The sequence below is a fragment of the Streptomyces sp. NPDC047880 genome, assembly GCF_040706515.1.
GTDB lineage: Bacteria > Actinomycetota > Actinomycetes > Streptomycetales > Streptomycetaceae > Streptomyces.
The window spans coordinates 1-11,859 of sequence record NZ_JBEZOK010000021.1 but is presented as its reverse complement, the minus strand read 5'-3'; the positions used below and the strand labels follow the sequence as shown (position 1 = coordinate 11,859).

Annotated in this window: 10 protein-coding genes; 2 read left to right on the top strand and 8 right to left on the bottom strand. The window is 73.2% G+C overall.

The genetic code is table 11. From position 1 onward, the window contains the following. Window positions 1-86: 86 nt before the first annotated feature. Window positions 87-638, bottom strand: coding sequence for a DUF1707 and FHA domain-containing protein (locus AB0937_RS27190; protein WP_366714981.1), 552 nt, complete (start codon window positions 636-638; stop codon window positions 87-89). A gap of 174 nt (window positions 639-812) precedes the next feature. On the opposite strand from AB0937_RS27190, the gene treZ reads away from it, so the two are divergent. Further along, entirely contained in the window at window positions 813-2,558 is a 1,746-nt protein-coding gene (gene treZ / locus AB0937_RS27185) for a malto-oligosyltrehalose trehalohydrolase (protein ID WP_366714979.1), read from the top strand. A 21-nt stretch (window positions 2,559-2,579) separates the two neighbouring features. Here treZ and AB0937_RS27180 read toward each other — a convergent pair whose 3' ends face one another. From AB0937_RS27180 to AB0937_RS27170, 3 genes are all read right to left on the bottom strand, one after another. Further along, window positions 2,580-3,272 carry a hypothetical protein gene (locus tag AB0937_RS27180; RefSeq protein ID WP_366714977.1) on the bottom strand — a complete coding sequence of 231 codons (693 nt, stop codon included), beginning with the start codon at window positions 3,270-3,272 and terminating at the stop codon, window positions 2,580-2,582. A gap of 75 nt (window positions 3,273-3,347) precedes the next feature. Then, window positions 3,348-4,322, bottom strand: a complete 975-nt coding sequence (locus AB0937_RS27175; RefSeq protein ID WP_366715221.1) for a phosphotransferase — start codon at window positions 4,320-4,322, stop codon at window positions 3,348-3,350. 46 nt (window positions 4,323-4,368) lie between these two features. After that, a complete protein-coding gene (locus tag AB0937_RS27170; protein WP_366714975.1) occupies window positions 4,369-5,496 on the bottom strand; it encodes an aminopeptidase P family protein in 1,128 nt (375 codons plus the stop codon). 184 nt (window positions 5,497-5,680) lie between these two features. Here AB0937_RS27170 and AB0937_RS27165 point away from each other — a divergent pair, with 184 nt between their 5' ends. Continuing rightward, window positions 5,681-6,436: a phosphodiesterase gene (locus AB0937_RS27165; RefSeq protein WP_366714973.1), complete on the top strand. Its 756-nt coding sequence runs from the start codon at window positions 5,681-5,683 to the stop codon at window positions 6,434-6,436. A gap of 150 nt (window positions 6,437-6,586) precedes the next feature. On the opposite strand, the gene AB0937_RS27160 is transcribed toward AB0937_RS27165, so the two are convergent. The 4 genes from AB0937_RS27160 to AB0937_RS27145 all read right to left on the bottom strand — a co-directional run bounded on the left by AB0937_RS27160 (window position 6,587) and on the right by AB0937_RS27145 (window position 11,602). Beyond that, window positions 6,587-7,147 (bottom strand): PDZ domain-containing protein, encoded by a 561-nt coding sequence (locus AB0937_RS27160; protein ID WP_366714971.1) that lies wholly within the window; start codon window positions 7,145-7,147, stop codon window positions 6,587-6,589. Window positions 7,148-7,443: 296 nt separating this feature from the next. Then, window positions 7,444-9,609, bottom strand: coding sequence for a germacradienol/geosmin synthase Cyc2 (cyc2, locus tag AB0937_RS27155; RefSeq protein ID WP_366714969.1), 2,166 nt, complete (start codon window positions 9,607-9,609; stop codon window positions 7,444-7,446). A gap of 104 nt (window positions 9,610-9,713) precedes the next feature. After that, complete coding sequence (locus AB0937_RS27150) at window positions 9,714-10,898, bottom strand: damage-control phosphatase ARMT1 family protein (RefSeq protein WP_366714967.1); 1,185 nt, start codon at window positions 10,896-10,898, stop codon at window positions 9,714-9,716. 56 nt (window positions 10,899-10,954) lie between these two features. Continuing rightward, window positions 10,955-11,602, bottom strand: a complete 648-nt coding sequence (locus tag AB0937_RS27145; RefSeq protein WP_366714965.1) for a ScbR family autoregulator-binding transcription factor — start codon at window positions 11,600-11,602, stop codon at window positions 10,955-10,957. Window positions 11,603-11,859: the final 257 nt, after the last annotated feature.

Sequence of the window (11,859 nt, the reverse complement as noted above, 5' to 3'; positions counted from 1 at the left end):
TGAACCGCAACGGGTTTTCGGCCAAGGTCGCCGGGCCGTCGGTCGGCACGGCCCAGGCCAGGGCTGAGGTGTGACTCCGTTTCCGGTCAGCCGGCCGACAGCCGGAACGTCATCCGGCCGAAGCCCACCTGGTCGCCCGCGCGGACGACGGCCGCGCCGACGACGCGCCTGCCGTTCACCGTCGTGCCGTTGGTGGAGCCGAGGTCCCTCAGCACCCACAGGCCGCCCTGGTGACGGAGTTCGGCGTGGACGCGCGAGACCGTTTCGTGGTTGAGGCGCAGTCCGCTGGCGGGGTCGCGCCCTATGCGCAGCGGATGGCCGTGCGACGGGTGGGGCAGCTGCAGTTTGGGCAGCCGCTCGGCCTGCCAGGCTCTGCGCAGGCGCAGCGAGAATCCGGAGACCGCCTCGACGGTGCCGAACACCAGGCGCGAGATGCGGCTCTCGGTGCGCAGGTCGGCGGTGAGCACGGCGAGTTCGTCCGGGCGGCGGGCGGCGAGCGCCAGCTCCATACGGCGGATGAACGTGTCATGGGAGAGGCGGCCCACGGCGACGCCGTCGCGGAGCACCTTCAGCACCCGGTCGCGCTCCGCGTCGGAGAGCCGCGCGGGGGACGTGTTGAACTCGAAGGACGACGTCACGCTGGTGATTGTCGGGCAGCGCGGGCGGGCTGTCCAGAAAACGGGAAATCGGCCGCCTGCGCGCGCGTACCCGGTGGGACCCGCCGCAAATGGGTGGATGCTCCAGCGGATTGATCTCTTTTGGCGCACCATGGACGGGCTACATCACGGTGAGCAGACGAAGGGGAACCGTCCGTGCAGTTCGAGGTGTGGGCACCACAGGCCGGCCGAGTGACGCTCAGGTGCGACGACGTCACGCACGCGTTGGAGCGCGATCCGGAACGGGCGGGGTGGTGGCGGGGCGAGGCCGATGCGCGCGAGGGGTCCCGGTACGGATTCGCGCTCGACGACGGGCCCGTGCTGCCCGATCCGAGGTCGCGGCGGCAGCCGGACGGCCCGGACGGGCTGAGCGCGGTCGTCGACCACGAGCGGTACGCGTGGCGCGCGCAGTGGCGGGGGCGGCCGCTGCCCGGCGCGGTGCTGTACGAGCTGCACGTGGGGACGTACACCCGCGAGGGCACCCTGGACGCGGCCGCCGAACGGCTCGGCCATCTCGCCGAGCTGGGCGTCACACATGTGCAGCTGATGCCGCTGTGCCCCTTCCCGGGCACGCACGGCTGGGGTTACGAGGGGGTGTCGCTGTGGGCGGTGCACGAGCCGTACGGCGGGCCCGAGGCGCTGAAACGCTTCGTCGACCGGGCCCACGAACTCGGCCTGGGCGTGGTGCTCGACGTGGTCCACAACCACTTCGGGCCGTCCGGCAACTACCTGCCCGTCTTCGGCCCGTACCTCACGGACACGCATCACACCCCCTGGGGCGCCGCGGTCAACCTGGACGCGCCCGGCTCGGACGAGGTGCGCGCGTATCTGATCGGCAGCGCGCTGGCATGGCTGCGTGACTACCGGATCGACGGGCTGCGCCTGGACGCGGTGCACGCACTGGTGGACACGCGCGCGTACCACTTCCTGGAGGAGCTGTCGGCGGCCGTGGACGCCCTGGCCGCGGAGACGGAGCGGCCGCTGTTCCTGGTGGCCGAGTCGGACCTGAACGACCCGCGGCTCATCACCTCCCGCGCCGAGGGCGGCCTCGGACTGCACGCCCAGTGGAACGACGACTTCCACCACGCCCTGCACACCACCCTGACCGGCGAGTCGCAGGGCTACTACGCCGACTTCGCGCGTGCTCGGATCGGCGGGCTCGCCAAGACCCTGACCGGCGGCTACTTCCACGACGGGTCGTACTCCAGCTTCCGCGAACGGCACCACGGGCGCCCGCTGGACCGCACGCGGGTGGCCGGGCACCGGCTGCTCGGCTACGGCCAGACCCACGACCAGGTCGGCAACCGCGCCCAGGGGGACCGGCTTTCGGCCCTGCTCTCCCCGGGGCTGCTGGCGTGCGCGGCCACGCTGATCCTGACGGCGCCCTTCACGCCGATGCTCTTCATGGGCGAGGAGTGGGCGGCCGGCACACCCTGGCAGTTCTTCACCGACCACACCGACCCGGAGCTCGCGGACGCCGTACGCCGGGGCAGGCGGCGGGAGTTCGCCGCGCACGGCTGGAAGGAGGAGGACGTGCCCGACCCGCAGGACCCGGCGACCCGGGACCGCTCCTGCCTCGACTGGTCCGAGCCGGAACGCGAGCCGCACGCGCGCGTACTGGCCTGGTACCGGCGGCTCCTCGCCCTGCGCCACGAGCAGCCGGACCTGACCGACCCGGACCTCGCCGACACGAAGGTGGCCTACGACGAGGAGCGCCGCTGGCTCGCCTTCCGGCGCGGGGACGTCCTGGTGGCGGTGAACCTGGCCGCCGGGCCGGCCGCCCTGCCGCTCGGCGTGCCGCACGCGCGCGTGCTGGCGGCGTGGGATCCGGTGGACGGGCCCGGGGAGGACGGCGTGGTGCGGCTGCCCGGGGAGTCGGCCGTGGTGCTCGTGCAGGACTGAGGGCCGGGGAGGTCAGCGGAGTTACGCGTCCTGTGCCTCGATGACGGGCGTGAGGAGCGCCGGCCTCCCGATGCGGGCGCCGCCCACTGCGGTGCAGACGGTGATGGCGTCCCCGCGGCGTACGACGGTGGTGCGGACCGGCCGGGGCGTGCCGCCCTCGGGCGTGACGACGCCGCGGTAGGCGAGGGCCTCGTCGCCGGCCGCGGGGGTGTCCTCGGGCTCGAACGGGCCGTACACCTCGTCCTTGCCGTGCGCCTGCACGGTGAAGCCCAGGGAACAGCCCCGCACGGCGTCGGTGAGCAGGCTGTCCATCGCTGCGGCCGCCCCGCCCTCGTCGTAGGTGGCGAGCGTGAGGTGGATGCGGGTGCCGGGGGCCTCCCGGGTCGTCACGAGGCGGCTGACTGCGGCCTGCGGCCTGCCGAGGGGCAACTGGTGCGTCATGGCGGCCAGTGGCGTGCAGGCGTTGCCGGTGATCTCCCGCGCGGACCGGGCGAAGACGGGCTTCCCCACGGCCGGGTCGAAGGGCCGTACCGAGAAGCCGGCGCCGAGGTCGGTCTTCGTCACCATGAGCGTGGTGAGGCGCTGGGCCGGTGTCTGCTGCCGGGACGGGGACGCCGGGGCGCCGGGTGTGGCGGGCGCGGCGGTTCCGGAGCAGCCGGCCAGACACATGAGGGCGGCGGCCCACAGGGACACGGCGGCGAAGGGGCGCTTCATGGGCGGAGGATAGCCGCACGGGTGCGCGGGGCCGGCCGGCACCGGCGCCCGCCGCCGTCACCGGGGCGGCGCCCGCTACGGGGCGTCGTCCGCGTCCCCCAGGTCCGTCACCCGTTCCAGCAGGATCGGCTCCCAGGCGCGGCGCAGCCGGGTCCGCAGCGGGGCGGCGTCCTTGCCTGCGAGGTCCTCGGCCAGGTGGACGACGGTGTCGCAGCGGGCGAGCCACAGACCGCGCAGGCAGGGGCGGGCACCGTAGCCGGCGAGGGTGGCGGCGCGTACGGCGGCGGGTGAGCCGACGGCGAGCGCGAGACCGGCGATGTCCTCGGCCGGGTCGCCGACGGCCGTTCCCGCCCAGCCGAGCACGCCGCGCACCCTGCCGTCGGCGCTGACCACGAGATGGCCGCCCGTGAGGGCGTGGTGGGTGAGGACCGCCGAGCCGGGCTGGGCGGCGAGCTGGGACGCGGCGGGCGGGGTGAGCTGGTGCAGGCGCGCGGGGTCGAACTCGTCGGCCTCGGCGAGGCGTTCGGCGGCGCGTACGGCGGCCCGGCGCAGCGCCTCCAGGGAGCGCGGCGCGGTACGCGGCACGCCGAGCGTCTCGGCCTGCCGGACCGGCACCTCGCGCAACCCTGTGAGGAGCCCGGCGAGATCGGCCTCGCCGACCGCGGACACGTCGTGCTCCTCGCCCGAGCCGCCGGGCACCTTGGTGTCCAGTGTGTAGCTCAGCCCGGGTGCCCACTCGCCGTGCGCGACGCTGACCGGCACCGCCACCGGGACGTGCGGGCGGACGAGGTCGCGCAGGCGCAGTTCGCGGCGCTGGCGCAGGGTGGCCTCGCGGTCGGGGGCGAGGCGCAGGACGTGGCGGGTGCCGACCCACCAGGTGGCGGGTTCGGCGTCCGGGGTGGCGGGCCTGACGTCGGGGCCGCTCCCGCCCTGCCGGTTCTCCTTGCCGCCCCTGCCGCTCCTGGCGTTCCTGCCTTCCTTGGCGTCGTCGAGGAGGGACTGGACCAGCCGTCGGACGATGTCCGCGGTGGGGGTGGGTGCCTGGGTCATGGTCGCGCCGTTGCCGTTCGGGAGGCGTGCTGGGGACATCGGGGCCTCACTCCACTATGACCAGCTCGCGCGTGGTGGTGTTCAGGCGCCGTCCGCCGTCCTCGGTGACGGTCACGATGTCCTCGATGCGGACCCCGAAGCGGCCGGGCAGGTAGATGCCGGGTTCCACGGAGAAGCACATGCCGGGCACGAGGGGCCGCTCCTCACCCTCGATCATGTACGGCGGCTCGTGGGTGGTGACGCCGATGCCGTGTCCGGTGCGGTGGATGAAGTACTCGCCGTATCCGGCGTCGGCGATGACCCGGCGGGCGGCCCGGTCCACGTCCTGGCAGGCCGCCCCGGGCCGCACCGCGCGGAAGCCGGCCTCCTGGGCCTCGCGCACGAGGTCGTGCACGCGCCGTTCCTCGTCGGTGGGTTCGCCCACGTGGACCGTGCGGGAGGTGTCGGATCCGTAGCCGTCGCGCAGACCGCCGAAGTCGAGGACGACCATGTCGCCGCGGGCGATGACGCGCTCGCCGGCCTCGTGGTGCGGATCGGCGCCGTTCGGACCCGAGGCGACGATGGTGAAGTCGACCTGCTCGTGTCCGTGCCGGCGCAGCAGCCGGTCGAGGTCGGCGGCGACCTCGGCTTCCCGGCGTCCGGCGAAGGGGACGTTCCGGATCTCCTCGAACGTCGCGTCGGCGGCGGCTCCCGCGGCCGCCATGAGGTCCAGCTCGGCCGCGTCCTTGACGGCGCGCAGCATCGGCAGGGCCTCGGTGAGCGAGGCGTAGGAGCTGCCGGGCATGGCCTGCTGGAGGGCCAGCAGGTGCAGGGCCCAGGCGTTGTCGCTGACGCCGAACCGGCCTGAGGTGCCGAGGAGGGCGGCGGTGGCGGCGTAGGGGTCCTTGCCGTCGGTCCAGTCGCGCAGGGTCAGGGCGGCCGCGCCGGCCGCCCGGTGCGCGTCCGGGGCCTCCAGGGCGGGCACGACCAGGACGGGGTCCTGTCCGGCGGCGAGGACCAGCAGGGTGAGCCGCTCGGTGACCGCGGGGGGTGTGTAGCCGGTGAGCCACACCAGGTCGGGACCCGGGGCCACCAGCAGGCCCGCGAGACCCGCCTCGGCGGCCGTCCGCGCTGCGCTCTCCATGCGGGCCCGGTAGTCGTCGGCGGTGAAGGACGCTGCCGTGCTTCCGGTCATCCGGGCCTCCCAGGGCGGGCGAAGGGGCTACGGGCAGCATCCTGCCCGGCCGAGAGGGGCGGCGCGAGCCGTCTGCGGTCATTCGCCCCGGCGCGCCTGTCTAACGTCAGTGGATTGCCCAAGCATTAGGCTAATGCTTAGATGCAGTCCTGCCGTTAACATTCGATCCAGGGGGCGTACGACGGTGCTGGTACTCGCACACATCAGCGATCTGCATCTGGACGGGAGCCCGCGGGCCACGGAACGGGCCGAGCGGGTGCGCGATCACCTGTGGGAGCTGCCGGGCCACGTGGACGCGCTGCTGGTGACCGGGGACATTGCGGACCACGGCACGGAGCCCGAGTACGAGGAGGCCGCCCGCATCCTGGGGCTGCGGGCCGGTGACGCCCCCTTCCCGGTGCTGGCCTGCCCCGGCAACCACGACAGCCGCACGCCCTACCGCAAGGCGTTGCTCGACCGCCCCGGGGGTGAGGGGCCGGTCAACAGCGTGCAGGTCTTCGACGACGGCGCGGTGCTGATGTGCGACTCCAGCGTCCCGGGCAGTGACGACGGGGAGCTGGGCGAGGAGACGTACGACTGGATCGAGTCGACCCTCGACGAGCTCGACGAGGGCCTTCCGGCCCTGCTCGCCTTCCACCACCCGCCGGTGGCACTGCACCATCCGCTGCCCGACTCCTACGCGCTGCGCGACCCCGGCCGGCTGGCCGGGCTGCTGGCCCGCCGGCCCGCCGTCGCGGGGCTGATCACCGGCCACGCCCACACCCCCGCCGCCACATCGTTCGCGGGGCGGCCACTGGTCGTCGGGCCCGGGGTGACGTGGACGCTGCGACTGCCCTGGGAGGGCGAGCAGATCGCGGACCGGGAGGCGCCGCCCGGGCTCGCCTTCCACGTCCTGGACGACTCGGGACGGCTCACGAGTCACTTCCGCGTCGTGCCGTGAGGACGCATCCCGTGGCGATCCCGGCGTGCCGTGAGGGCGCACCCCGTGGCGATCCCGGCGTGCCGTGAGGGCGCACGCATCCGCACGGTGATCGCGGCGTGCCGTGGGGGCGCGTCGCACGGTGATCGCGGCATGCCGTGGGGGCAGGCTTCACGTGGCGACGGCCGGTACCAGAGTCAGCTGCTCGAAGCCGCCGCCGCGATGGCGGACCGTCAGCCTCACCTCGGAGCCCGGGCGGACGCGGGCGACGGCACGGACCAGGTCTGCCGCCGTGTCGATGCGGACCGTGCCGAAGGCGAGGAGGACGTCGCCGCGCACCAGACCGGCGGCCTGGGCCGGCCCGGGGACGTGCAGCCCCACGACCACGGCCCCCGGCGTGCGGGCGTCCATCACCTGCACGCCGAGGGCCGCGGCGGCGGGCCCGGGAGGAGCGGAGACCGGCGGGGCAGCGGGGGGCGACGGCGTGTGCCAGCCGCGCGGGACGAAGCGCACGCCCTCGCCGAGCAGCTGACCCCCCGTCGCCCCCAGACCGATCCCGCACAGCACGAGGACCACGCCGGTGAACCCGGCGAGCAGGACGTTGAGGAGCCGTCTCCCGCGCCGGCGGGCGGCGTGCGGGCGCGGCCGTGACGGGCCGGGCCCCGTCGCCGTCGCGGCTCCCTCGGGGTCCTGCCCCGGCATCGGCTTGGGTCGCAGCGCGGTCTGTTCCATGGCTCGCCTCCGGGTGGTGCCGATCGGCTCCGGCGGAGCCCGGAGCGATCACGGCAGGTGCTCTACCCGGCGCATCGGCGGCCGACGAGCCACGAACGAGTGAGACTGACCGGGACCCGGCGCGGTCAGGGATCAGCCGGTGTGCCCCTCCCCGTGGCCGCCGTGCGCCCTGCCGCGGTCACGGTGAATCCCCCGTGGTGCGTCGTGTGTTCCCCTCACCCGGGAAGACCCCGGCGCACCACGGGGGATTTCCGTCATGGTCCCGTTCCGCGTGGATCCGGCGGGAAATCGCCGCCTCAGCGGAGGGCGGGCACGGGCACGGCGGGCGGTCGGTCCGGGAGGAAGCGGTGGGCGCGCCGGGACATCCACGCCTCCTTGTAGCGGTCCACCTCCCGGTGCCAGTGGAGGATGCCGCACAGCCAGTTCCGCAGGTCCGCCACGTACGCCTCCATCGCCGCGCGCGCTTGCGAGTCGAGCTGGAAGTCCTCGTACAGGACGGGCAGTTCGTGGGCGACGACGTGCTCGAACTGGTGCATGCGCCGGCTCATCAGGTCGTGCACGATGCCGAGCCCGGTCGGGTAGTCGCAGCCGAAGAAGGACTGCACGACGAGGATCGCGTTGTGGAACTCGCCCTCGAACTCGATCTCCTTCTGGTACGAGAAGACGTCGTTGACGAGGCACGCGAAGTCCATCGCGGCGTTCTCCAGGGAGCGGACCGGCCCGCTGCGGTAGACCTCCGGCGGGACGGCCGGGCCGTGTCCCATGCGGCACAGGCTCAGGGTGAGGTCGGAGCCGAAGGTCGCCCTGCGCATCTCCAGGTAGTCGACCGGGTCGGGCACGCGGTTCTGCAGCTGGTTGGACAGCTCCCACAGCCAGCTCTCGGTCATGACGTCGACCGCGTCCTTGAACCGGCGCCGTGCCCCGGGCGTCATCTGCGCGGTGGTGCGTGTCCACAGATCGACCAGCCCGCGCTCCATGGCGTCGGCCGGGATCAGCGGTTCCTCGCCGTCGACCGGCATGCAGGCGGACAGGCGGGCCGTGGTCAGCCGGGCGGCGGCGAGATCGCGGCGGCGGCCGAAGACCAGCGGGTAGTAGTCGTCGCCGTAGGTGCCCCAGGCGATCCACTGCGCGCTGAGGTCGAGGGCATCGGGCGTGGCGTCCGGATCCAGGCCGGCCGAGCAGAGCGCGAGGTCGTAGGCGCGCAGCTTGTCCTCGTCCCAGACGCCCTCGGTGAGGATGCCCACGCGGTCCGCCCAGGCGCGCAGGCTCCGGCGGGCGTGGTCGAGGTGCGGGCTGAGCCGCAGGGGGAACGGCATGCGGATGTCGGGGATGCGCGACGGCCCCACCTTCTGGTGCGGCACATGCGTGAAGGAGCGCAGCCGCTGCGCTCCGGCCGTCGTGAGCAGGGCGCGCACATCGGCCGCGGACGTGCCGATGCCGCTGCACCCCGGCCAGGGGCCGCCGCCGCGCACCGCGTTGCCGTTCATGTAGCGGCTGGAGCGCAGATGCCACTCGTGGCCGCCGGACTGCCAGTCCTGCAGTCCCTTCGTGTACGCCGCCACGGCCGCGAGTTCGTCCGGGTGGAGACCCTTCTCCAGGGCCACCGCGGGCACTTCGGTGAACGCCGTGTGCTCGAACTGGTGGAGGCGGGAGGTGAGGATGTCGTTGACGGTGTCGGCGGCCTCCTGGGTGGTGCAGCCGAAGAACGTCTCCAGGACGAGCACGCCGTTGCTGTTCTCCCCCTCGTCCTCGACCTCGCGCTGGTAGGAGAACAGGTCGTTGCGCAGGTGCACGGCGTCGGAGAACGTCTCCATCAGCACCCTCAGCGGTCTGGTCCCGGCGACGCAGGCGGGCACTTCGGCGGTCGCGTACTCCACCAGCCCCGCCGACCAGGGGGCGCCGCCGACCTTGCGGCGCATCTCGATGTACTCGACAGGGTTGGCGATCCGCCCCTCGTCGATGTTGGACAGCTCCCACATCGACTCGTTGAGGAGGTGCTCGGTGGCCACGGCGAAGCGGCGGCGCCAGTCCTCGGACATCCTCGGCACCGTGCGCGCCCACAGGTCGGCGAGGCCCGCCTCGACCGGGTTCCCGGGTTCGGGTAAGGGTACGGACAGGTCCAGCGGCATGAAGAGGGGAAGCCGGTCCAGGTGGGCCTTGCCGGCGGCCCGGTCCGGGCTGCGCTTGTACCTCTCCAGGAAGTGGTCGTCGAAGAAGAAGACCCACACGTACCAGTCGGTGATGAGGGAGAGGGCGGGGCCGTCGCAGTCGGGGTGGGTGTACGCACAGAGCAGGCCGTAGTCGTGGGCGTCCAGGTCGGCCTGCTCCCAGACGCCGGACCCCTCCAGCATGCCCATCTCGCGCGCCCACGCGGTCGAATGGGCCCGGGCCTCGTCGACGTGCGGGTTCAGCCGCGCGGGGTGCGGCATGTAGAAGTGCGGGAGCTCGAACGGCTGCGTCATGGCCGGGCCCTACCCGGCGCCCCGCGGCGGCATCCGCGGGGCGGGACATGATCACACCATCGCGTGAAACGAACGTGACGCAGGCTTGGTGACGCTGACTTGACCTAGCCGGGGACCCTCACCTGGATCAGCGCGTGCGTGCCACTGGTGCGCCAGCGCCGGTCCTCCGCCGCGTCCAGGGCGGCCTCGGTGTGAGCGTCGAGGCCGGTGATCACGTCGGACTTCAGGGTGCGCAGGGCGGCGACCGGGCCGGGGAAGTGGGCGGTGACGTCGGCGAAGGGTGTGGTCGGGGCCCAGAGCCGGTCGCCCACCAGGCGGCGGTAGTTGAGGTCGCCCTTGACGATCGTCAGCGTGGCCGAGGCGAACTCGGCACGCAGGTCGGCGGGCATCTCCTCGTAGGGCAGCGGGGCGCTCGAGAAGGGGTGGGCGCGCAGGGTGAGGCGGCCGTCGGCCAGGGCGGACCACAACCGCCGCCCGTACCCGGCGGCGGCTCCCCCGGCGCCGGTCAGCCGGCGCAGTGCGTCGACGACGTCGGCGGTGGTCGCGTCGGAGACGTAGTAGGGGCAGGGCTTCACGTGCAGGACCGCCCGGCCGACGCGGCCGCTGTGCAGAAGGTGGGCGATGAGCAGAAGGTCGGGGACCAGTTCGCGGCCCGCGTTGTCGGCGACCAGGTACAGGGTGGCGCCGTCGGCACGGTCCAGGAGCGACCAGAGCCGTTCGCCGTCGTCGGCGACCAGGCCGGGCGCGGCGTCCGCGGGCCGGGCGCCCTCGGCGGAGAGGCGGAAGCCGAGGTCGGCGCGGTTGCCCCACAGGGCGCCGTGCAGCAGGGCCTGTGCCTGCTCGGCGGCGGGGCGGGCGGCGAGGTCGTCGAGGGCGGCGAGTTCCTCGTCGGTCTCGGCGGAGTCGAGTTCGGCGAGCTTGAACGGACGGAAGGGGTCGATGCCCTGCCAGGGTCCGGGACCGAACCAGCCGACGGCCTGGAGCAGTTGGCGGTAGAACCAGCTTTCGGACCAGAGCCACGGCACGTCGAACCAGGACCGGCCGGTGTACCCGGGCAGCCCCCACGTCTCCCAGTGGTCACGGTCCGGTGCGTCGGCGGGGAGGGGTTCGATCACGCCCTCGGTGCAGTTGACGAGCAGTTCGTCGAGGGCGCGCTGCTGCGCGGGTTCGTACGGGAAGGCCTCGCGGACCTGCTTGATGATCGTGGGGTGCCGCTCGGCCAGCACGCTGTGCGGGAAGGAACCCGGCTGGTTGCCGAGGAGCAGGGGCGCGGAGGGGGTGTCGGGCATGCGCCTCACCGTAACGCGCGCGCCGCTCGCACGGACCGAGCCGCCCGGTTCCGGGGTCAGACGGGTGCGATCTCCCGCTCCAGCCGCGCGGCCAGGCTCAGATAGCGGGCCCGGCGGGTCACCGGGACCAGGCCGCGGATGAGTATGTTCCACATCTCGGCCGTCCGGCGGGGCTGACGGGCGACCGGCTCGCGGGAGCGGCCAACGACACGGGTGCCGACGAAGAAGCAGACCAACGAGTGGGCCACGACGTCGATGTCGACGTCGGGATGGACGTCGGCTTCCTTCACCGCGCCGACGAGCCGGGCCGTGACGATGTCCAGCCACTCGGTGAACGGGTGGCTCAGGGGCGGCCGCGGCCGGATCCCGCCCGTGGCGAGCCGCAGACCGGCGCGCAGCACCGGGTCCTCGACGGACATGCGGGTGATACCGAACGTGAGACGCATCAGCGCCTCCAGGGAGGTGTGTCCGCGGCTGTCGGTCTCCGTCGCCAGCCGGCGGGCGGTGTGCGACTGGAGTTCGAGGATCGCGTGGGCGAGATCCTCCTTGGCCGCGAAGTGGAAGTACAGGGCGCCCTTGGTGACGTGGGCGTGCTCCACGATGTCGCTGAGACTGGTCGATTCGTAGCCGCGACGGTCGAACAGGTCAGCGGCGGCCGTGATGATCGTCGAGCGGGTCTGCTCGGCTCGCAACTGCCTCGCCATCGGCTGAACTCTCCCGGGACGGAAATGAACGGGTCATGCCGTTTGTTTTTACCCGCCGTACACGATAACTCACCCTGAGAGGGCTTTCACCACACCAGTGTGCCGGAGTGCGGGTGCACATCCGGCAAAACAAGCGCAACTGGTGAAAGAAAACAGCGCGTTCGGTATCTAACTGTGGGGGATGTGGGGCCAGACGTAAAGGCGGGCCGGCCGGTGCCCCCAACGCACACGACGGGGCCCCCCCACTCTGTCGCGCC